Here is a 20760-nt window from a genome sequence, read left to right on the forward strand (position 1 = left end):
CTACACATATTGAAAAGCCTACTTTCTCCTTATACGGAGAACGGCTGAAAAGGAGGAGAAGCTTATTATTAAAAAAAGACGGTTTTGGGTCCCAGCCCTTTTCTCGGTTGCAGTATTACTTCTGTCTTCGTGTGGTTCAAATGAAACAAATGGGAACGGAGATAAACGTAATTCTACAGCGAAAGGGTCGCCGATTTTGGAGGATGGGAAATTTATTTTTGCAGCATCAGGTGAATTCCACCCATTCAGTTACATGGATGGAAACCAGATGTCCGGCTTTGATATTGATGTCGGCAATGCGATTAGCGACAAGATGGGCCTAGAGCCTGTACAGAAAAAATATAAATTCGCAGGCATCGTCGAAGGCGTCAAAGCAGGTAAATTTGATGCCGCCATTGCAAGTCATACCATCAACGAGGAACGAAAAAAACACGTCCTTTTTTCTCAACCGTATTACTACTCAGGTCCGCAAATCTTCACAAGACCCGGCGCAGACATTCACAGTGCAGATGACTTAAAAAACAAAGAAATCGCTGTCTCTAAAGGTTCGTCTTATGCGGATATTGCCAAAGAACATAGCGGTCAGGAACCGAAATATTACGACAGTGATGTTGTCGCTTTAGAAGCACTAGCCAATGGCAAACACGATGCGGTCGTCACTGATTTTGCCACAGGGGCAGAAGCCATGAAGAAAAAACTAAAAATTGAAGCACAAGAAAGACTCGGGCAAAGTGAGCAAGCAATTGCTGTCTCTAAAGACAATAAAGAGCTCATAAAAGAAATCAACGATGCGATTGATGCACTCAAAAAAGACGGAACATTAAGACAAATTAGCGAAAAGTATTTTGACGAAGATATTACCGTCAAACAGGATTAAAACCACGATTGTGCGCCTTTCTCTAGGCGCACTTTCTTCAAATGGAGATGATTGTTTTGCCTACCTTATCACATTTTTTTCAAACGCTGATTGATTCTAGAGGCGTTTTCTTAGAAGGAATGCTGCTCACCTTACAACTCACTGTCATCAGTATTTTCATCGGCATGTTCATCGGGCTTTTCTTTGCCTTACTAAAAATATCCCGCGTGGCCGTTTTCGGTTATATCGCAAATGCCTATATCTTCCTTGTACGCGGGACACCACTCATTGTGCAGATTTTTATCCTGTATTTTGGGCTGACAGAATTAAATATACCCGACTTTTGGGCAGCCTCTATTGCGCTTGCCTTCCATAACGGTGCCTATATAGCAGAAATATTCAGAGGGGCGATTCAATCAATCGATCAAGGTCAAAAAGAAGCAGGACGTTCTCTTGGCATGGGGCGATTTCTAACCATGAGACGTATCATTCTCCCGCAAGCGATGCGGCGCGCCCTCCCCCCTCTCGGCAATCAGTTTATCATCGGCTTAAAAGATTCATCACTTGCTGCCTTCATCAGCGTCAATGAACTCTTTAACATAGCCACCACTCAAGGCTCCAACAGTTTTGACAACATGACGTACTTACTTGTCGTGGCTGTCTATTACTTAGTTCTTGTCCTGCTGTTAACATTCGCTGTGCAAACCGTTGAGAAGAAACTATCAGTCAGTGATCATTAGGAGGAGAAGCATGACAGAATCAAAAGAGATCATTCGTGTTGAAAAACTGAATAAATACTTTGGAGAACTGCATGTCTTAAAAGATATCGACCTCACTGTATATGAAAATGATGTCGTCGTCTTAATTGGTGCAAGCGGCTCTGGGAAAAGCACCTTACTCCGTTGTATGAATTTTTTAGAAATAAAAAATGACGGTCAGATCATCATTGATGGCAGTCCCGTTCATCCAAAACGAGATCAATTAAACGAAATGAGGCAGAAAATAGGCATGGTGTTTCAGCATTTTAATCTTTTCCCGCACAAAACCGTGCTTGAAAACATTATCGAAGCACCGGTTATGGTGAAAAAAACAAAGAAAGCACAAGCGATAACTGAAGCCAATGTCTTATTAGAGAAAGTCGGACTAGCGGATAAAGCAAAAGTGTACCCTTCAAAGCTATCAGGCGGTCAAAAACAGCGCGTTGCCATCGCACGAGCTCTCGCCATGAAGCCCGATGTCATGTTATTTGACGAGCCCACTTCTGCGCTGGACCCAGAGCTTGTAGGAGAAGTGCTGCAAACCATGAAAAGTCTTGCCAAAGAAGGCATGACAATGGTCATCGTCACTCATGAAATGGGCTTCGCAAAAGAAGTAGCTGACCGAGTTGTTTATATGCATGAAGGACGAATTGTCGAACAAGGTACCCCATCAGAATTATTTGATTCTCCTCAAGAGGAGCGAACCAAATTGTTTCTCAGTTCGATTTTATAGGTCAAACGCCCTTTATTTTTCGTCGTTCATACACGTTTATTCTCATTTTTTACGAACTTTTCATCCATTTATATTGATAATGACCAAAAAACCATGTTAGATAAACTTACATGAATATGTTATATATGACTTTTCTCTCTATAATGAAGAATTAAGAAATCTATTAATTCTGAATGATTCGGGGGAATGCAGCATGCAAATGGGTGATACAGTATTTATGTTCTTCTGCACACTACTCGTGTGGTTAATGACACCGGGTTTAGCCTTATTCTACGGAGGACTTGTGAGAAGTAAAAACGTGTTAAGTACGACAATGCACAGCTTAACCTCACTAGCCATTGTCTCTATCGTCTGGATCGTATTTGGCTATTCACTGGCCTTTGCGCCAGGCAATGCATGGATCGGAGGCTTTGACTGGGTTGGACTAAAAGGCGTTGGCTTTGAACCTGGTTCATATAGTGATACGATTCCACATTCATTGTTCATGATGTTCCAAATGACCTTTGCTGTCCTCACAACAGCCATTATCTCTGGTGCCTTCGCTGAACGTATTCGTTACTCAGCGGTGGTCGTGTTTACACTCCTTTGGGTCACATTTGTATACGCTCCAGTCGCTCACTGGGTATGGGGTGGCGGCTGGATTGGCGAAATGGGAGCACTTGACTTCGCCGGTGGAAACGTCGTCCACATTTCATCCGGTGTGGCTGGTCTAGTCGTAGCCATTGTTCTCGGGAAGCGAAAAGAAGCGGCAAGTTCTTCTCCGCATAACTTGATCTACACACTTCTTGGCGGAGCTGTGATTTGGTTTGGCTGGTTTGGGTTTAACGTAGGAAGTGCCCTCACATTAGATAGTGTCGCCATGTATGCCTTTATTAACACCAATACAGCAGCTGCTGCAGGAATCATCGGCTGGCTGTTAGTCGAATGGATGATCAACAAAAAACCAACGATGCTAGGTGCAATCTCTGGAGCCATTGCAGGCCTAGTAGCGATTACACCTGCCGCAGGTTTTGTCACACCATTTGCTTCGATTATCATCGGAATCATCGGCGGAATCGTTTGTTTCTGGGGCGTCTATTCACTTAAAGCCAAGTTCGGCTATGATGATGCACTGGATGCATTCGGTCTGCACGGAATCGGCGGTACGTGGGGAGGCATTGCTACAGGCCTTTTCGCCACTACATCTGTCAATGATGGCGGAGCCAACGGCTTATTTTACGGCGATCCAAGCTTACTTTGGAAACAAGTTGTCGCCATCGTGGCCACATACGTCTTTGTTGCAGTTGTCACATACGTGATCATCAAAGTCGTCAACATCTTCTTCAAGATTCGCGCAACTGTAGAAGAAGAATCAGTCGGTCTTGATTTAACGATGCACGGCGAAAAAGCATATCAAGATTAAAGAAAAAGGGGTGTCTCTATGAGCAAAATGTATAAAGTGGAGATTGTCACACGTCCAGCTAATTTTGAAACATTAAAGGTGGAGCTTGGAAAGATTGGTGTCACCTCGATTACCTTTTCCAATGTGCACGGCTGCGGATTACAAAAGGGACATACGGAACTATACCGTGGCGTCAAAAAGGAAAGCAATGTGTACGAACGTTTAAAGATTGAAATCGTCTTAAGCAAAGTACCTGTTGAACAGGTCGTGGAAACAGCACAGAAAGTACTGCGTACAGGCGAACCAGGGGATGGGAAGATTTTTATATATGAGATAGAAAATACAATCAACATTCGGACAGGTGAAGAAGGACCTGCCGCCTTATAGCATCCCTCCGCCATATGGCGGAGGTTTTTTTAAAGACAGAAAAAAACCTCTGTGCATTTATCTACACAGAGGATCTGACATGACATTAAGATTGTTTTGTTTCTTCTGACTGACTGCGGTCTTTAGAGGAATCAGAAGACTTTTCTTGATCAGAGGATTTCCCCTTCTCATCAGACTTATCTTCAGATTTTTCTTCAGCTGGCTCTTTTGCCTTATCGTCAGCAGCAGGTTCCTTCATTTTTTCATCAACCTTTGGCTGAGCAGGTTCTTTTGCTTCTTCCGTCACTTCTTGCGCTGCTTTTTCAATGGAAGAAACAGGCTTATCAATGAAGCTAAGTGGATTAAGCGCTAAACCTTCCATACGAATTTCAAAGTGAACATGGTTGCCGCTTTCAGCACCATATAGATTCTTACCAGAAGCACCGATGACATCATTCTGCTTTACTTCATCGCCTTCTTTTACACTCACTTGAGACAACGATTGATAAACAGTAGACAATCCATCTTCATGTTCAATTTCAACAACGTGACCGAGAACTGGATCTTTTTTCGCCTGAACGACTGTTCCACTAAGAGCAGCTGTGACATCAAACACTTTGCCATCTTTATCTGCAAGATCAATACCTTTGCTTAAGGTATAGGTGTTATTATAGTTTACAAGTGCTGCTTCTTTTTCTTTTTGATCAGCATCTGCTTCATAGAACTTTTTCACGACAGAAACATTCTCAGAATTCTGGACCGGCATAGCGACATTTTCAATTGGCTTTCCAACTTCAACGGCATCATCACGTTGTTCTTGTCCTGTTTGATTTCCATCAGATAGTTGGTCTTTCACATCTTTCGATACAGCTTGATACCAAAGAACGGCTGTTAACACGACCGCTGCGCTGACCAAGTAAATAGCAGGGAATACCCAGCGCTTACGGAAAAATTGCTGAACTTTTGTGATTTTGGAAGTACGTTTCTTTTCTTCCTCTCTCATTTTTCATCACCTCAGCAACATTCTGAACACTTTTCAAAAAATATATACACACGAAATTATTTTTCTTTTTATTTTGCGCAATCGTATCAATAATATGTATGATGAATGAAAAAAGATGGGGGTACATATGGTGAAGACTTTCAACCGCATGGCAACAGAAGATGACCTCAAAGAGATCGTCGATATCTACAATTCAACGATTGCTTCAAGAGAAGTAACGGCCGATACAGAACCTGTTACGGTAGAAGACCGCCGTCAGTGGTTTTTGAATCATTCAGAGAAACGTCCTCTCTATGTGAAAACAGATGAGGAAGGAAATATCTACGGCTGGCTCAGTTTTGAAACGTTTTACGGCAGACCTGCATACAACGGTACTGTTGAAATGAGTATTTATTTGAACCAAAACTATCGAGGAAAAGGTTTAGGATCATTGTTCTTACAAGAGGCGCTCGAATTGGCACCCTCATTAGGCATCCGAACGTTACTTGCCTTTATTTTCGGCCACAATGAAGCCAGCATCAAATTATTTAAGAAGCACGGCTTTGAGACTTGGGGACATTTGCCACGCATCGCAGAAATGGACGGCAACCGGTACGACTTAGATATTTTAGGAAAAGAGTTATAAACGGAGCGTCTCTTGAAGAAAGAGACGCTTTAGATTGTTGACAAAGGGCTAAATTGAACTTTAATTTAGTCCTTTGTCTTCTTTTCAGATTGATAGTTCGAAAATCATTTAATTATCATAAAAAGTAAATAAATGATGAAAAAAAATCAATTGATCAACATTCACTCTTCCTAAAGTACTACATGCTCCAGTATGATAAAGAATGAGTACATAAAGGAGTGAACACAATTGCAACAAACTGAGAAAATCATTCAATCTCTTCATTCAATAACAAAGTGGGGAAAGGTTGGGAGCATCTTTCTCTATATTTCAGGTGGTCTATCCATCCTCAGTGGGTTTTGGCTTGTTCTTCCTGCTGCCATTGGCGTTTTTCTGATTATGATGGGAATTCATGTCCAAAAATCCGTGAAAGCAGCTGAACAATTGATTCAAGCGCCTGATACTTCTTACGAAGAATTATTGGAACAATATGCTAAGATGATGAAAATGCAAACACTGTTTGCGATTTCAAGTATTGCCGCCGTTATTCTCTCATTCATCGCGATTGTTTTGATGTTTATACTAGGCGGACTAGCCTTTCTCCAAGAACTCCCTACCGATGTCCAACAGTACGAAGATTATTACGAAGAAGAACTTGGTGACTTTTATTAATAGAAAGGGGTATCAATGAAATACGATACCCCTTTTTTATTTGAGTTGGCATAGACTTGATACTAAACTTGACAATCAGCCTTTATCATTTTAAAATACAAATCGTAATCATTACGAAATAAAGGAGGATTATAGCAATTATGCGCGTGAAAATCACCTTAGCCTGTACTGAAACAGGTGACAGAAACTATATCACTACAAAAAATAAACGAACGAACCCAGACCGATTGGAGTTAAAAAAATATTCTCCACGATTAAAGAAATACACCCTTCATCGGGAAACAAAATAATTTTTAAGATCTAAATCGTAATCATTACTATATAAGTGAGGCGGCATACAAAATGAGCATGTTCAAAAGGACTAAAACAAATGGATAAAAGAATACCTGTCACAGTTCTAAGCGGCTTTTTAGGAGCTGGAAAAACCACGATATTAAATCATGTTCTTCAGAATCGTAAAGGGCTAAAAGTAGCTGTTATTGTCAATGACATGAGTGAAATAAACATTGATGCGGAATTAGTTAAGCAAGGCGGCGAACTCTCTCGATCAGATGAGAAACTGGTTGAACTATCTAATGGTTGTATTTGTTGCACATTGAGAGAAGATTTATTAATTGAAGTAGAACGCCTTTGTAAGGCTGGGAATATCGATTATATTGTCATTGAATCTACAGGTATTAGTGAACCAATTCCTGTCGCTCAAACTTTCTCTTACATTGATGAAGAAATGGGCATAGATTTGACACGTTTTTGCAGATTAGACACGATGGTAACGGTGGTAGATGCAAACCGTTTCTGGACAGATTTCCAGTCAGGAGAAAGTTTATTGGATCGTAAAGAAGCAGTTTCAGATGATGATGAACGAGAGATTTCCGATTTACTTATTGATCAAATTGAATTTTGTGATGTGCTCATTATCAACAAATGTGATCTTGTATCAGCATCAGAACTAGATCGGCTTGAGCACGTGTTAACCAAACTTCAACCAGAAGCAACCATTATTAGAACCTCTAAAGGTAATGTACAGCCTAGTGATATTTTGAATACTGGTTTATTCGATTTTGAAAAATCTAGTGCTTCTGCGGGCTGGATCAAAGAAATTAATGCTGGACACTCTCAGCATACGCCTGAAACAGAAGAATACCAAATCTCATCTTTTGTTTATGAAAGAAGGCTTCCTTTTCATACTGGCAGACTGAATGCATGGTTAGATCAAATGCCAGAGCAAATCGTTCGAGCGAAAGGATTTACATGGCTAGCGACACATCATGATTTAACCATTTTAATTTCACAAGCCGGAAAATCTGTGGCAATTGAACCAATCGCATACTGGATTGCTGCCTTGCCTGAGCAAGAACGATCACGGATCTTAAATCAGGAACCAGACATTCTAGATGAGTGGGATGCAGAGTTTGGTGATCGACATACAAAACTTGTCTTTATCGGTGTAGATTTACCTAAAGCAGATATTATTCGTACACTAGATCAATGCTTACTCACACCTGAAGAATTTGATCAAGATTGGACAACGTTTGAAGACCCCTTTCAATGGAACATACACACTTAAACCAGGAGGGTTTTAAATGGCAAAGAAATCAAAAATAGCAAAAGAAAAAAAGCGGCAGCAGCTCGTTTTGAAATATGCACAATTAAGGAAAGAGCTAAAAGAAAAAGGTGACTATGAAGCTTTGCAGAAACTACCTAGAGACTCTTCACCCACTCGCTTAAAAAACCGCTGTGAATTAACTGGCCGTCCTAGAGGTTACTTGAGAAAATTTAAAATGTCTCGAATTGCTTTTCGTGAGCTTGCCTATAAAGGACAGATTCCAGGAGTGAAAAAATCGAGTTGGTAAAGATTGATTTGATCTTAGCATAGTTCCTGTCAATGTAAAGTAGTTCAAAATGAATAAAAATCTCTTTTTCATCCTTACTCCGTCAATTTTGAGGTACAAAATAGCATTTTAAAAAACAGCAGAATCTCTGCTGTTTTTTTATGGGACCGAGCCTTATAGGAAAGATTATCCTGATGTTAAAAGAAGATTTTCAACAGTGATTATAGCATTTTCTCTTCTTTTCAAAAATCGATGATCATGATACTTTGTTGTCATTACCCACCGATGTAGGACATCTCAACTTTTTTCTGATCTTTCTTTTGCTCTCTCTCAGCTGAATATTGATCCTGTCTGTTTGACCAAAGTTCCTTCAATATGTTCACTAGGTATTCATCATTTTCTGAATTACGGATGAATCGTCTCAGATCAAAACCCGATGATGCAAAAAGACAGGTGAATAATTCGCCACGTGCAGATAGTCTAGCTCTATTACACGATCCACAAAAAGCATCTGAAACGGAAGAAATAATGCCAATCTCTCCTGACCCATCCTCATAAAAATAACGCTTGGCTACTTCCCCTTGATATCGAGGAGGTTCTGGTTTGATAGGGTATTTTGAATGAATTAGCTCCATAATCTCTTTTTTCGTCAATACATGCTTGAGATTCCATTTGTTCGTATTGCCAACATCCATGAATTCAATAAATCGTAGAATGTGTCCTTCTTTTTTAAAATAGGCTGCCATTGGTAAGATATCTTGATCATTCACACCTTTTTGGACAACCATATTGATCTTAATAGCAAGTCCAGCTTTTTTTGCAGCCTCTATCCCATCAAATACTTTTTGGATAGAAATGTGTCTTCCATTCATCTGCTTAAAACGATCTGGATTTAAAGAATCTAAACTAATGGTGACTCTATTCAGACCTGCTTTCTTTAGCTTATCTGCGTACAAAGGTAACAGCGTTCCATTGGTTGTCATCGCGATGTCTTCGATACCTGGAATTTTTGCGAGTTTTTCTATCAAAACGGGCAAATCTTTACGCATTAAAGGTTCACCGCCTGTAATACGTAATTTCACCACACCTAATTCCTTTGCAAAAAGCGCAGCAAGTCGTTCAATTTCCTCGAAGCTAAGCAGCTCTTCTTTATCTAAAAAAGGATAATCTGGTCCAAAGATTTCAGCAGGCATACAGTACGTACATCTAAAATTACAGCGATCTGTTACGGATATTCTTAAATCGCGCAATGGTCGATGTCTTTTATCCAAAATACTGACCATACTTAGCCTCCTATTCTGTAATACGCTGATGATGAGTATAGATATTAAAAGATTCTCCTCTTACGAATCCAACTGTTGTTATATTTAATTCTTCTGCCATTTTAAGTGCTAACTCAGTAGGAGCTGATTTTGATATGACGATTGATACTCCTAATTTTGCTGCCTTCAACAGAACTTCAGATGATATCCGGCCGCTAAACACAAGGATTTTATCTCTCAGTGGGATTTTATGAAGTAAACAATATCCATAGATTTTATCCAACGCATTATGCCGTCCTATATCCGTCCTAGTGATGAATAGCTTTTCTGTATCACACAGTCCAGCATTATGGACACCACCAGTATGTTGAAATAACTGACTTTCCTCCTGTAAACATTTCATTAAATGAATACAAGTTTCAGCAGAAATACTGATTCGGTCAATGGCTGTTTTTGCCGTCTTCACATCTTGGAGAAAATAAAAATGTCTTCCTTTCCCACAGCAAGATCCGATCACTCGTTTTGTAAAATCTGAGGATTGGAACTGAGTTGTGTGATGTAAGTCAACATATGCAAAACCCATACTTTCATCTATTGTAAACCTTTTAATCTCTTTTTCAAATCGAATGACTCCTTCTGAAGCTAAAAAACCGATCACCAATTCTTTCAAATGATCTGGTGAACAAACGAGTGTGACAAACTCTTCACCATTCACCAGCACGGTTAAAGGGAATTCTTCTACAACTTCATCTGTTTTACATGTCATTTGACCTTTGCCATATTGGTGTATGCGTCGTTTCGTTTTAACAGAAGGATTCATGATCTGATCTTCCTTTCAACACAAATTTAGTTATATGAACCAGACGAATTGTGATATTATTTTAAAAAGTCATAGAAATGTAACATATTTCTATCTTATCAAACTTTTTGTTTGCTTTATATGGAGGGAACACAATGAATAAAACAAAAAATCGTTGGCTGATCGCTACAAGTGCTGTGGGGATTCATTTATCTATCGGATCTGTTTATGCATGGAGTGTTTTTACGAATCCTTTACATCAAACCTTTCAATGGTCATTAACAGAAATAAGCCTGACATTTAGCATCGCTATTTTATTTTTAGGTTTATCAGCTGCCTTTATGGGGCATTTCGTTGAAAAGTATGGGCCGAGGGCATCAGGGCTCTTCTCAGCTATTTTCTTCGGCATTGGGATGACTGGATCAGGATTTGCTGTCCACATGTCTTCATTACCTCTCCTCTATTTATTTTATGGTGTACTCGCTGGAATCGGATTAGGTGTAGGCTATATTGCTCCAGTATCAACATTAGTCAAATGGTTTCCAGATCGAAGAGGACTCGCAACGGGTTTAGCCATTATGGGTTTTGGATTTGCTTCTCTGATTTGCAGTCCCATTATTCAATTTCTCATTGAAAAAGTTGATATTGCAAATACCTTCTATATTCTCGGAATCTCTTATTTTATCATCATGGTCGTTTCATCTCTTTATTTATCACCACCAACACCTGATGATGTCAAACAATTTAACGTGCTAAAAACAAGCCAAAGGAAAATTCCTCAAGATTTATCACAGCTCACCGCAAATGAAGCCATTAAAACACGGCGTTTTTATTATTTGTGGGTCATGCTCTTTATTAATATCACATGCGGAATTGCTATTATTTCTGTAGCATCACCGCTTGCTCAAGAAAGTGTTGGTTTCACGGCGGGTGCAGCAGCTACTCTTGTTGGAATTTTAGGTGCTTTTAATGGGCTAGGACGGATCGGATGGGCATCCTTCTCTGATTATATCGGAAGGCCAAATACGTATACGATTTTCTTTACTATACAGCTCATTGCTTTTCCCTTACTTCCCTACTTAAAAGAACCGCTCATCTTTTCAATCGTGATGGCGATCATTTATACGTGCTACGGAGGAGGGTTTGCTTCAATTCCAGCCTATATAGGAGATTTATTTGGTACGAAGCAGCTAGGAGCCATACACGGTTATATTCTCACCGCTTGGGCCGCTGCTGGTTTAGCAGGACCTTTATTTTCCTCCTTTATTCGTGACATTACAGGCAATTACACACAAAGTCTTATGGTCTTCTCTGGCCTATTTTTCATTGCGTTTATCATATCTCTTCTCATTCGGAAGGATATTAAACAACTTCGTGAATCAAATCTTACTGCTCCTTCTTCTGTCACGGTCCGCTTTTAATATGAATTTGACAGAATGACAATCTACAGGTAATTTTTAGATATGAAAACGCTTTACAAAATGATAGGAGGGTGACGATATCATGGGAAAAACAAAACACAAGGGGCCTATTAAACTCAACAAAAAACCCTCACCAAAGCTATGGGCCTCTTTTGCTCCTATGGGGCTCGGAAAAGTAAAACCGAAACACATTCGAGACACGATGAAAGTGGCATGGGAGAACAAAGATAATCTCCCCTATGCGTACCGTATATTGACTCAGGGCGTTTGTGACGGCTGTGCTCTTGGTGTATCAGGTTTATACGATCAAACACTAGCAGGACCCCATATATGCACTACAAGACTGAATGTGTTACGGCTTAACACAATGCCAGCTATTGATCCAAAATGGTTCGAAGATATTGAGCGGCTCAAACAAATGGATAGCACGTCTCTTCGAAAACTTGGGCGTATTCCTTATCCCCTGATTCGAAAAAAAGGTGAGAATGCCTTTACACGCATTTCTTGGGATAGTGCATTAGATAAAATCGCCGCTAAAATCAAATCGATTGATAAACGTCAGCTTGCTTTCTATTTAACGGCTAGAGGGATTACAAATGAAGTGTACTATACTGCGGCGAAAGCTGCGCGATTTATTGGAACAAATCATATCGATAATGCTTCTCGTATTTGCCATTCACCAAGCAAAACCGCTCTTAAACGCTCCCTTGGTATAGGTGCATCCAGCTGTAATTACAGTGATTGGATTGGAACAGATGTATTGATATTTTGGGGCTCTGTTGCAGCAAACAACCAGCCGGTTTCGACTAAATATATGTACGCCGCTAAAAAGAAAGGAACCAAAATCATTGTCATCAATCCATATAAAGAACCTGCAATGGAAAAATATTGGGTCCCTTCTATCCCAGAAAGTGCTTTATTCGGCACAAAAATAGCGGATGATTTTTATCAAGTCAATATAGGCGGCGATATTGCGTTTATGAATGGTGTCATCAAACATTGGTTTGATATGGAGGAACAAGCGCCCCATTCCGCTCTTGACCATGAATTTATCCAAGCGCATACAACCGGTATAAAAGATGTAAAGCAGCATGTCACTCAGTTAAAATGGTCGGATCTCGAAGCATCGTCAGGCTTATCTAAAGAAAGAATGAAGGAATTCGCTGTACTGCTTGCCAATGCCAATTCAGGGGTATTTATTTGGAGTATGGGTCTCACTCAGCATCGCTTTGCAACTGATAATATATCACAAGTCGCAAACCTTGCCATGTTACGCGGATTTATTGGCAGAAAACATTGTGGCGTTATGCCTATTCGTGGCCATAGCGGTGTCCAAGGTTCAGGCGAAATGGGTGCTGATCCATTCGTATTGCCCGGCAGTGATTTTGATGAAGAGAATATTAAAAGAATCGAGAAGATATGGGGATTTGATATTCCAAAATGGCATGGTGACACGATTGGGCAATCATTTGAAAAAATGGCTCTTCCAAAAGAACACCCGCAAAAGCTGAAGATGCTGTTTACTAGCGGTGGAAACTTTTTAGAAACGATGCCAAATCCAGAAGCGATTGAAAAAGCACTATCCGAACTTGAACTCCGTGTCCATCAAGATATTATTTTGAACACCTCTACACTGGTAGAAGCAGAAGAGACTGTGATTGTTCTGCCTGCAATGACAAGATATGAACAGCCAGGCGGCGGTACATCAACCAGTACGGAACGCATGGTGTATTTCAGTCCGGAAATTGAAGGACCTCGCATTGAAGAAGCTAGAGCTGAATGGGACATTTATATTGACCTAGCAAAAAGGGTTCGCCCAGAAGACGCGAAGCTGATTCATTTTGACCATGCTGAAGACATTCGCCGTGAGATTGCCATCGCAAATCGAAACTATGATGGGATCCAGCATTTGCGTCATAAAGGGGATGTCTTTCAATGGGGTGGCGCATGGCTTTGCGAAGATGGGGTGTGTCCAACACCGGATGGAAAAGGACACCTGCTCCCAGCACAGCTGCCTCAATACCGAAAAACTGAGGGGCATTTCAATATCACGACAAGACGAGGCAAGCAATTCAACTCTATGATTTACAGTGAAAAGGATGCCTTTAATGGTGGAAAGCGGCATTCTATCTTGATGAATGAAGAAGATGCGAAAGAGCTTTACGTCCAAGAAGGCGATCCCGTTGTCCTTTTTAATCAATATGGATCCTACCAAGGAGTTGCTCAATTCGGAGAGCTGAAACGTGGAAATATCGCAGTTTATTGGCCTGAAGGAAACGTGTTAATACCAAAAGGAGTTTACGAAAGCTATTCCCAGATTCCAGAATACAATACCACCGCGATATTAGAAAAAGCCGAAACCTTTCATGCAAGAAAAGATCAGCACTACGTGGAGAAACGGATTGATGAATTGGAAACGACTTTAAATTGATCCTTTATGAAAAAACAGCTGGGGGTTTCTCCCCAGCTGTCTATTCACATCCTATTGACCAAAAGAGTTCGCTTCTTTTTGAAGAATATGATTCAATTCTTCTGCATTTGCTGCTGGTTGATATTGTCCACCACCAGCTTTGGCAACAGATTTTAGACTTTTTGCTTCTTTTTCATTTACATCGAAGCCAATGATATTGACGATTGTGTCAATACCTTCTTCATGTAATTGCTTCGCTGCTTGTGATGGGCTTCCGCCACATGTTTCCTCACCATCGCTGACAACATAGACAATATTTTTTCCTTTAGCTTGGTGATCTTCAAAATCTTGTTTCGTATCAGTTAATGCTTTGGCAAGTGGTGTCCAGCCTGTTGGACCATACACATTTAGCGCTTGTTGAAAGGTTGCTTGCTCATATGTTCCAAATCCATAAACTGCTTCGGAACTTGCACAAGAAACGGCTTTTCCTGCATTTTTATTCGTTCCTTCATGACCAAAAACACGAAGCAAGACTTGTGTATCTTCTGATAAAATACTTGCGAAACTTTGGATCGAGCGTTTTGCGATATCGATTTTCTTTTCGCCTTCAACCGATTGTGCCATGCTTCCGCTTAAATCAAGTAAAATCACCACATGAGCAGGCTCCTTTTTCGTTACAGCATGAGCTGGTGAAGAAAGAAGCAGAACAAGACTCGCTAAAATGGTTAATATAATATTTCTTTTCATTAAAAAATCTCCCTTTTTTTCATTTGTACAGAAAAAGAGAAACGAAAGCATCAATCAATCGTTTCCCTTTTCTTCAGCAAGTTATTCGTGTAGTTTTAATGATTCTGCTGTAAGGATAGAACCCATTTCTTTCCCTGTGCTTGCTTGGTAGTAATGACCTTTACCAGCTTTAGCTACTTGCTTCAATTGACCTTCATAGCCATCGTTAAAGTCTAATCCAATCACATTGACTACAGTAGATCCTTTTGAGTTATGAAGCTCTTTCGCTACTTTCACTGGATCTCCACCACAAGTTTCTTCACCATCAGTAATTAAGTACACAATGTGTTTTGTTCCCTTATGAAGCTGCTTATCCGCTTGCTTTGCACTTTCAAGAGCACGTGCAATCGGTGTCCAGCCATTTGGTCCAAGACCGTTTAGAGAGTTTTCGAAACTATCCTTTTCATAAGGCTGAACGCCATAAACGCCTCTAATGACTTCACATGATTGGGCTTTACCTGAGTTTTTGTTGTTTCCTTCAGACCCAAACAAGCTCATACGGATTTTAGCATCTTTCGGAAGAGACTGAGCAAATTTAAATACCTCTTGTTTTGCTAAATCGAATTTGCGCTCTCCATCCACTTTTCTTGCCATACTTCCACTTGCATCAAGTAAGATCGTCACTCTTACATCTTTCTTATGTTTTTTGGCTGATGCTGCTTCTGCAAATACTGGTGAAGAGATTGACATTGATAATGTCAATACAGCTAAGGTTACGAGTGTAAATACTTTTTTCAACATGCTTTTCCTTCCTCCTTATGTATTTGATTGAAACATCTTAATCGTAAAATATTCTGTCTTGGAATGGTATAGGACTCGATCCCTTTTTCTCTTTCATCAAAATCACTAAAATTCTGTCAGATGTCTAGATATATTCACCTAACGACTCTTTTGTCACCCTCGTTTTCTCATTCTTTCGAGGGGCTTTGTATCGGCCATCGGTTCTTGTCGGGATGTAAATGTTTAAGATTTCCTGAGGTGCGCCTTAAGTCGCAATTTGTCACATTCTGTTCATACCTCTTCACACATAAAAAAAGATGCCCCCATTTTGAGGCACCTTTGCTTTTATTTCTTAGCCATATATGTGTTCAGAAAGCGATCAGCTGATTCAATTTTTATCCCTTGATAATAATGTTTCACGATCGCCTCTACTTTTTTGCCTGACTGTGCCATATAATGTGCACCATACTGACTCATGCCCACACCATGGCCATACCCTTTTGTCGTAATCACGATTTGCTGACCCTTTCGTTCCCATGTAAAGTCTGCAGAGTGCAATCCTAGTGATTCGCGAATGTCTCTGCCCGACAATGTTTTTCCGTTAATGACGGCTTTGGCTACTTGATTGCCTGGTGTTCGTTCTACAATTTCTCCCACCTGCTGCTGGCCAAGGGTCACACCCAGTTTTTGCTGAAATTCGCTCACTGTGATGGTTTTCTTGTTTTGGAATTTGGGTGATTTTTCGTCCCATTTGCTTGAGACGCTTTTCAAATAAGGGATTTCATTTTTCCAATAAGCTTCTGCATTTTCGGTTTTCCCATTACTTGTTGAAAAGAAGGAAGCATCAATTGGTTTTTCGTCATACGTCAGTACTTTCCCTTGTGTACTGGCGACCGCTTCTGTGACCTTTTTTAATTTCCAATTGTACGCTTTTCCCCAAATTTTCTTCAGTTCCTGTTTATTTTTGTACACTTGGAACATTTGGGTGTCATCTACAAGAGAACCCTGTGGAGATTTGACGGTTTTATCAATGATCATTTGTCTGACGATATACGTTCTAGCGGCGAGTGCTTGTGCCTTGAGCGCCTCTATTTCAAAATCGGCTGGCATTTCAGAAGCGACGACACCGATCACATACTCTTCTAAGGGGATGTTTTCTACCTGCTGATGCGCTGAACGGTAGACGGGAATGGAGACGGGTGATTGTTTCAATTTGACTGAACCTTTCACTTCTTTTTTAACTGATGGTTCTGCTGCTACGTGTTGGCTGGCTGCTGGTTTTCCTTGGAACGTCGGCAACACGAGTAAGGTTGGAATCATTAAAATGATGATGCAAATTCCTGCGATTGTCCATATCATTGGTTTCATATTGGCTGCCCCCATTTGTCATTGAATCTCTTTTATCCTATGGGCAAGGACAAGCTAATATGACAGCTTCTTTCATTCATTGGACAAGTCTTTTGGTGATATGTTTGTGCTCTTCATCATTTGATTTACTGTTCGTCTGTATGAATAAAATTTAAAATGATTGGATACACTAATGATAAGCTTTTGAAAATGCAACCAGTCTATGATTCTAAAAAAAATCAGCATGCCCAAATGGACACACTGATTTCTTTTATGATTATGCGTTTAGATCTGATACAACTTGTTCTTGTGTCACATCTGCTGATTCATCATTTACTCTTTCAATGTCTGCACCGATTGCTGCTAGTTTTTGGTGGAAGTTCACATATCCACGGTCAATATGCTTCAATTCAGTGACACGTGTATGACCTTCTGCCACTAATCCAGCAAGTACAAGTGCTGCTCCTGCTCTTAAATCAGTCGCTGCCACTTCAGCACCTTGAAGTTGAACAGGTCCATTGATTATCACAGAGCGACCCTCAATTTTAATATCACCATTCATGCGGCGGAATTCTTCAGCATGCATAAAACGATTTTCAAACACAGTTTCTGTGATCATGCTTGTTCCGTTCGCACGAAGCAATAGCGCCATCATCTGAGATTGCATATCCGTCGGGAAACCAGGATGCGGCATTGTTTTTAGATCGATTGGCTTGAGCTCAGATGGTCCAATGACTCTTAAACCTTCTTCTTCTTCAATGATCTGAATACCCATTTCTTCCATTTTCGCCACAAGTGAAGTCATGTGCTCAGGCACAGCGCCTTTTACAAGAACATTTCCTTCAGTAATGGCTGCTGCCACCATAAACGTACCAGCTTCAATTCGGTCAGGGATGATGTTGTGTTTTGCACCGTGAAGTGTTTCTACACCTTCGATTTTAATTGTACCAGTTCCAGCACCGCGAACCTTACCGCCCATGGCATTGATGTAGTTTGCCAAATCAACAATTTCAGGTTCTTTTGCTACGTTTTCTAAAATCGTCGTTCCTTCAGCCAATGCTGCTGCCATGATGATGTTTTCAGTTGCCCCTACACTTGGGAAATCCAAATAGATTTTTGCACCTTTTAAACGGCCATTTACTTCAGCCTCGATGAAACCATTACCTACTTGAATTTTAGCTCCCATTGCTTCAAAGCCTTTTAAATGCTGATCAATTGGTCTTGAACCAATCGCACAACCACCAGGTAATGCAACTCTTGCATGACCTGTTCTAGCTAAAAGTGGTCCCATGACGAGCACAGATGCTCTCATTTTACGGACGTACTCAAACGGAGCCTCAGTTTCTAGTGCATGAGATGCATCTACTGATACTTCGTTATTTTCAAAATGTACTTCTGCTCCTAAATGACGTAACACTTCATTGATTGTATATACATCGGAGAGCGTAGGTACATCACAAATTACGCTTTTTTCTGTACTTGCTAACAAAGATGCAGCGATAACTGGTAAAACGGCATTTTTTGCGCCTTCTACTTTAACTGTGCCGTTTAACTTTTGACCGCCGCGGACGATGATTTTTTCCAAGGTCTTCCCCTCCGCGTCCCAAATTCTCTATATTAATATTCAGTCGTTACGATTGGTGTGCCAACCGTAATCGTATGATTTTCGTTCATTTCCGAACTTCTGATGGCAATTTGAACATTCATTTTATCATTTGAAGTCATAATGAACTGTTCCCACTTCTCTGTGTAAGCGGAAAGCGACACAAAATTAGACTCAACGAGATACTCAACAGGTTTTGCTTGAAATTCATTTGCTATCATTTCAGCTTTTTTTTGCAAAACAACATCCATCATACCATTTACATGACCATCGAGACAAGTAAAAATCACAAATTTTTCTTGTAATATGCTTTTTGCATGACGTACGAACTGATCATATGTATGCTCCCAGGTATTCAGTGGGCGAGCACCTTTTTGCTCATATAATAAATACGACTTTTGGTTTGATTTTGTGTCGGTCTTCACGAGTAAAATTTTCGATAATGTATCATTTTTTTCATCTTTGTAAATTCCTGTGACTTTGGTGACATGTTTCTCTTTTTTTTCGGTCCACTCATACTGTCGTAGTTCGTCTTTCAAACGTTTCACTTTTTTTGAAAATTGTTCGGATGAAATGTCTATATTTGTTTTGGCATGAAGCGTCCATCCACTTACTTCGATTTGCTGGTTTTTCATACCTTCTGCTATTTGAGCGAGCGTCGATGTTTCTTCCGCCCGAACACCTTGAATCATCAGAACAAAAAAAAGAATAAATGCAAATAATGGCCAACCTTTTAAACACTTTCTCACTTGTCATTCCCCCTTGCTACAAGTGTTGCCGCAAGGAGATCAATGCATACGTGGAAAAGTCATCAAAGGCCATATTTTTGACACTTCTTTTTACGTTCCCGCAGAAGGCAGTGACCAAACCTTTTATGTTAAAACATATAAGGGATTTGTCTGGAGAAATTTAAATAATCAAGGAAGAAATTGCTGACTGCCGATGCAATAGCAATCGTGATCAGCATCATGAGCAATCTAGCTTGAATAATTTTTCCTTTTTTAATCAGTGGATCGATATTCACCGCAAGCAATGCCCACCACGTAATGGCAATAAAAAATAGGTGGATCACAATACTAACAATTGCTTGTTGTCCTACGTCTTCCATACACTTGAATCCTCCTTTTATTGATTTCTGTAAAGGAAAACTCCCTTTCATTATATCCTTCAAAATCGGAAAGATGAATCATTTGGAAAAAAGAGCTACATTTAGAGTGAATCCCCTCTTATTCTGATGCGAAGGAGATGATATACTGCGGTGGAAGGAGCTGATCATATTTGAAAGATTCTTTTCCTGACTTTGTTGATTTGTACGGAGAACTGGTTCCCTCATTTGAACATGAATGGGAAGCCATTGCTTTCTACTTTGATTATAGACAGACACAGCTAGAAGAATTAGCACAATTGTGTCATTTTCATAACATTTCTTTGGATTACTCAGAGGAAAGCCTTTATCAGTTAGAGTCATTATACTTCGATGCCTTCCGTCAGCAGCTTTTTGCTGAGTGGAAAATGCCAATAGATGCATTAGAAGCGATGATGAGTGTGTATTTAGGAGAAGTTGTCATCCGTCATCATTCAGATGCTGATTGGGTCGTGCGGTCTTATATGGACTCTTCGCACCAATATACCCTTGGCTTACGCAGAAATAATAAAACATGGCATTGCAGTACGCAATTTTGCGAGCAGTTATATCTAGAAAAGCAAGCATCTCATCCTTATGTGTCGATGTATCAATCTCTCATGTCATCCTAAAAAAAATCCTTCTTATCACTGTGATAAGAAGGATTTTCTGTTTTATTTCCCTGCTACATTTAAACGGTTTAATGCCCGTTTTAATGCGAGTTCCGCCCTGCGTACATCACTTTCATTCGGGTGGTTCAAATGCTCTTCAGCACGCTGTTTCGCTGATTTTGCACGATCGACATCAACTTTGTCTGATGTTTCAGCAGCCTGAGCAAGAATGGTTACTTTTTCGGGGCGAACTTCAACAAATCCACCGCTTACTGCAACCAATTCAGTTGATCCACTATGTTTTAAGCGAACTGCACCGATTTTTAGCGGAGCAACCATTGGAACGTGGCCAGCTAAAATCCCAAGCTCACCGCTTTCTGCTCTTACACTGACCATTTCCACATCCGCTTCATACACTGGGCCGTCGGGAGTAACGATATTGACTTGAACGGTCTTCATGCTTTTACCCTCCT

23 protein-coding genes are annotated in these 20760 nt (G+C 40.3%); 13 read left to right on the forward strand and 10 right to left on the reverse strand.

Annotated elements, in window-relative coordinates:
- Positions 1 to 31: 31 nt before the first annotated feature.
- The 5 genes from M2369_RS06105 (at position 32) to M2369_RS06125 (ending at position 4115) form a co-directional block, all read left to right on the forward strand.
- On the forward strand, positions 32 to 877 hold the full coding sequence (locus M2369_RS06105; protein WP_226650609.1) for a transporter substrate-binding domain-containing protein: 846 nt from the start codon (positions 32 to 34) through the stop codon (positions 875 to 877).
- Between the two features lie 41 nt (positions 878 to 918).
- Positions 919 to 1596 carry an amino acid ABC transporter permease gene (locus M2369_RS06110; RefSeq protein WP_007497584.1) on the forward strand — a complete coding sequence of 226 codons (678 nt, stop codon included), beginning with the start codon at positions 919 to 921 and terminating at the stop codon, positions 1594 to 1596.
- Positions 1597 to 1606: 10 nt separating this feature from the next.
- Positions 1607 to 2347, forward strand: a complete 741-nt coding sequence (locus M2369_RS06115) for an amino acid ABC transporter ATP-binding protein (protein ID WP_008343342.1) — start codon at positions 1607 to 1609, stop codon at positions 2345 to 2347.
- A 193-nt stretch (positions 2348 to 2540) separates the two neighbouring features.
- Complete coding sequence (locus M2369_RS06120; RefSeq protein ID WP_173408360.1) at positions 2541 to 3749, forward strand: ammonium transporter; 1209 nt, start codon at positions 2541 to 2543, stop codon at positions 3747 to 3749.
- An 18-nt stretch (positions 3750 to 3767) separates the two neighbouring features.
- Positions 3768 to 4115: a P-II family nitrogen regulator gene (locus tag M2369_RS06125; protein ID WP_007497589.1), complete on the forward strand. Its 348-nt coding sequence runs from the start codon at positions 3768 to 3770 to the stop codon at positions 4113 to 4115.
- An 85-nt stretch (positions 4116 to 4200) separates the two neighbouring features.
- Here the strand turns inward: M2369_RS06125 and spoIIQ are convergent, their stop codons facing one another.
- Positions 4201 to 5097, reverse strand: coding sequence for a stage II sporulation protein SpoIIQ (gene spoIIQ, locus M2369_RS06130; RefSeq protein WP_041507894.1), 897 nt, complete (start codon positions 5095 to 5097; stop codon positions 4201 to 4203).
- A gap of 127 nt (positions 5098 to 5224) precedes the next feature.
- On the opposite strand from spoIIQ, the gene M2369_RS06135 reads away from it, so the two are divergent.
- The 5 genes from M2369_RS06135 (at position 5225) to rpsN (ending at position 8226) form a co-directional block, all read left to right on the forward strand.
- Positions 5225 to 5722 carry a GNAT family N-acetyltransferase gene (locus tag M2369_RS06135; RefSeq protein ID WP_008343345.1) on the forward strand — a complete coding sequence of 166 codons (498 nt, stop codon included), beginning with the start codon at positions 5225 to 5227 and terminating at the stop codon, positions 5720 to 5722.
- Positions 5723 to 5950: 228 nt separating this feature from the next.
- Complete coding sequence (locus M2369_RS06140) at positions 5951 to 6373, forward strand: DUF5362 family protein (protein ID WP_007497598.1); 423 nt, start codon at positions 5951 to 5953, stop codon at positions 6371 to 6373.
- A gap of 140 nt (positions 6374 to 6513) precedes the next feature.
- On the forward strand, positions 6514 to 6663 hold the full coding sequence (gene rpmG / locus M2369_RS06145; RefSeq protein ID WP_003214771.1) for a 50S ribosomal protein L33: 150 nt from the start codon (positions 6514 to 6516) through the stop codon (positions 6661 to 6663).
- A gap of 80 nt (positions 6664 to 6743) precedes the next feature.
- Complete coding sequence (locus M2369_RS06150; protein WP_041507895.1) at positions 6744 to 7940, forward strand: GTP-binding protein; 1197 nt, start codon at positions 6744 to 6746, stop codon at positions 7938 to 7940.
- Between the two features lie 16 nt (positions 7941 to 7956).
- On the forward strand, positions 7957 to 8226 hold the full coding sequence (rpsN, locus tag M2369_RS06155; RefSeq protein ID WP_008343369.1) for a 30S ribosomal protein S14: 270 nt from the start codon (positions 7957 to 7959) through the stop codon (positions 8224 to 8226).
- A gap of 254 nt (positions 8227 to 8480) precedes the next feature.
- On the opposite strand, the gene moaA is transcribed toward rpsN, so the two are convergent.
- Both moaA and fdhD read right to left on the reverse strand, forming a co-directional pair.
- The gene (gene moaA, locus M2369_RS06160) at positions 8481 to 9488 is read right to left on the reverse strand and encodes a GTP 3',8-cyclase MoaA (protein ID WP_017360030.1); all 1008 of its coding nucleotides are present in this window, start codon (positions 9486 to 9488) and stop codon (positions 8481 to 8483) included.
- Between the two features lie 10 nt (positions 9489 to 9498).
- A complete protein-coding gene (fdhD, locus tag M2369_RS06165) occupies positions 9499 to 10287 on the reverse strand; it encodes a formate dehydrogenase accessory sulfurtransferase FdhD (RefSeq protein ID WP_041507896.1) in 789 nt (262 codons plus the stop codon).
- A gap of 134 nt (positions 10288 to 10421) precedes the next feature.
- Here fdhD and M2369_RS06170 point away from each other — a divergent pair, with 134 nt between their 5' ends.
- Together M2369_RS06170 and M2369_RS06175 are read left to right on the forward strand one after the other, a co-directional pair.
- Positions 10422 to 11687 (forward strand): L-lactate MFS transporter, encoded by a 1266-nt coding sequence (locus tag M2369_RS06170; RefSeq protein WP_041507897.1) that lies wholly within the window; start codon positions 10422 to 10424, stop codon positions 11685 to 11687.
- Positions 11688 to 11769: 82 nt separating this feature from the next.
- A complete protein-coding gene (locus M2369_RS06175) occupies positions 11770 to 14118 on the forward strand; it encodes an FdhF/YdeP family oxidoreductase (RefSeq protein WP_041507898.1) in 2349 nt (782 codons plus the stop codon).
- Positions 14119 to 14169: 51 nt separating this feature from the next.
- Here the strand turns inward: M2369_RS06175 and M2369_RS06180 are convergent, their stop codons facing one another.
- The 6 genes from M2369_RS06180 to M2369_RS06205 form a co-directional block, all read right to left on the reverse strand.
- On the reverse strand, positions 14170 to 14844 hold the full coding sequence (locus M2369_RS06180) for a VWA domain-containing protein (protein ID WP_025208129.1): 675 nt from the start codon (positions 14842 to 14844) through the stop codon (positions 14170 to 14172).
- Positions 14845 to 14925: 81 nt separating this feature from the next.
- Positions 14926 to 15624 (reverse strand): VWA domain-containing protein, encoded by a 699-nt coding sequence (locus M2369_RS06185; RefSeq protein WP_008343379.1) that lies wholly within the window; start codon positions 15622 to 15624, stop codon positions 14926 to 14928.
- 324 nt (positions 15625 to 15948) lie between these two features.
- Positions 15949 to 16971 carry a stage II sporulation protein D gene (gene spoIID / locus M2369_RS06190; protein WP_008343381.1) on the reverse strand — a complete coding sequence of 341 codons (1023 nt, stop codon included), beginning with the start codon at positions 16969 to 16971 and terminating at the stop codon, positions 15949 to 15951.
- 256 nt (positions 16972 to 17227) lie between these two features.
- Positions 17228 to 18535 (reverse strand): UDP-N-acetylglucosamine 1-carboxyvinyltransferase, encoded by a 1308-nt coding sequence (murA, locus tag M2369_RS06195; protein WP_007497616.1) that lies wholly within the window; start codon positions 18533 to 18535, stop codon positions 17228 to 17230.
- A 32-nt stretch (positions 18536 to 18567) separates the two neighbouring features.
- The gene (locus tag M2369_RS06200; RefSeq protein WP_035389789.1) at positions 18568 to 19302 is read right to left on the reverse strand and encodes a YwmB family TATA-box binding protein; all 735 of its coding nucleotides are present in this window, start codon (positions 19300 to 19302) and stop codon (positions 18568 to 18570) included.
- A 128-nt stretch (positions 19303 to 19430) separates the two neighbouring features.
- Positions 19431 to 19661, reverse strand: a complete 231-nt coding sequence (locus M2369_RS06205) for a DUF1146 family protein (RefSeq protein WP_025208130.1) — start codon at positions 19659 to 19661, stop codon at positions 19431 to 19433.
- 170 nt (positions 19662 to 19831) lie between these two features.
- On the opposite strand from M2369_RS06205, the gene M2369_RS06210 reads away from it, so the two are divergent.
- A complete protein-coding gene (locus M2369_RS06210) occupies positions 19832 to 20308 on the forward strand; it encodes a hypothetical protein (RefSeq protein WP_041507899.1) in 477 nt (158 codons plus the stop codon).
- A 42-nt stretch (positions 20309 to 20350) separates the two neighbouring features.
- Here the strand turns inward: M2369_RS06210 and M2369_RS06215 are convergent, their stop codons facing one another.
- Complete coding sequence (locus M2369_RS06215; RefSeq protein ID WP_008343393.1) at positions 20351 to 20746, reverse strand: F0F1 ATP synthase subunit epsilon; 396 nt, start codon at positions 20744 to 20746, stop codon at positions 20351 to 20353.
- Positions 20747 to 20760 lie beyond the last annotated feature (14 nt).

This window comes from Bacillus sp. JUb11 (genome assembly GCF_024807925.1).
Lineage (GTDB): Bacteria > Bacillota > Bacilli > Bacillales > Bacillaceae > Bacillus > Bacillus altitudinis.

Excerpts from the sequence above, each read along its gene's own strand:
- M2369_RS06115 (WP_008343342.1), top strand. The coding sequence starts at position 1,607 with ATGACAGAATCAAAAGAGATCATTCGTGTTGAAAAACTGAATAAATAC.
- M2369_RS06125 (WP_007497589.1), top strand. The coding sequence starts at position 3,768 with ATGAGCAAAATGTATAAAGTGGAGATTGTCACACGTCCAGCTAATTTT.
- M2369_RS06110 (WP_007497584.1), top strand. The coding sequence starts at position 919 with ATGGAGATGATTGTTTTGCCTACCTTATCACATTTTTTTCAAACGCTG.
- M2369_RS06180 (WP_025208129.1), bottom strand. The coding sequence starts at position 14,844 with ATGAAAAGAAATATTATATTAACCATTTTAGCGAGTCTTGTTCTGCTT.
- rpmG (WP_003214771.1), top strand. The coding sequence starts at position 6,514 with ATGCGCGTGAAAATCACCTTAGCCTGTACTGAAACAGGTGACAGAAAC.
- M2369_RS06205 (WP_025208130.1), bottom strand. The coding sequence starts at position 19,661 with ATGGAAGACGTAGGACAACAAGCAATTGTTAGTATTGTGATCCACCTA.
- M2369_RS06215 (WP_008343393.1), bottom strand. The coding sequence starts at position 20,746 with ATGAAGACCGTTCAAGTCAATATCGTTACTCCCGACGGCCCAGTGTAT.
- rpsN (WP_008343369.1), top strand. The coding sequence starts at position 7,957 with ATGGCAAAGAAATCAAAAATAGCAAAAGAAAAAAAGCGGCAGCAGCTC.
- spoIID (WP_008343381.1), bottom strand. The coding sequence starts at position 16,971 with ATGAAACCAATGATATGGACAATCGCAGGAATTTGCATCATCATTTTA.
- M2369_RS06120 (WP_173408360.1), top strand. The coding sequence starts at position 2,541 with ATGCAAATGGGTGATACAGTATTTATGTTCTTCTGCACACTACTCGTG.
- fdhD (WP_041507896.1), bottom strand. The coding sequence starts at position 10,287 with ATGAATCCTTCTGTTAAAACGAAACGACGCATACACCAATATGGCAAA.
- moaA (WP_017360030.1), bottom strand. The coding sequence starts at position 9,488 with ATGGTCAGTATTTTGGATAAAAGACATCGACCATTGCGCGATTTAAGA.
- M2369_RS06185 (WP_008343379.1), bottom strand. The coding sequence starts at position 15,624 with ATGTTGAAAAAAGTATTTACACTCGTAACCTTAGCTGTATTGACATTA.
- M2369_RS06175 (WP_041507898.1), top strand. The coding sequence starts at position 11,770 with ATGGGAAAAACAAAACACAAGGGGCCTATTAAACTCAACAAAAAACCC.
- M2369_RS06170 (WP_041507897.1), top strand. The coding sequence starts at position 10,422 with ATGAATAAAACAAAAAATCGTTGGCTGATCGCTACAAGTGCTGTGGGG.
- M2369_RS06150 (WP_041507895.1), top strand. The coding sequence starts at position 6,744 with ATGGATAAAAGAATACCTGTCACAGTTCTAAGCGGCTTTTTAGGAGCT.
- M2369_RS06135 (WP_008343345.1), top strand. The coding sequence starts at position 5,225 with ATGGTGAAGACTTTCAACCGCATGGCAACAGAAGATGACCTCAAAGAG.
- spoIIQ (WP_041507894.1), bottom strand. The coding sequence starts at position 5,097 with ATGAGAGAGGAAGAAAAGAAACGTACTTCCAAAATCACAAAAGTTCAG.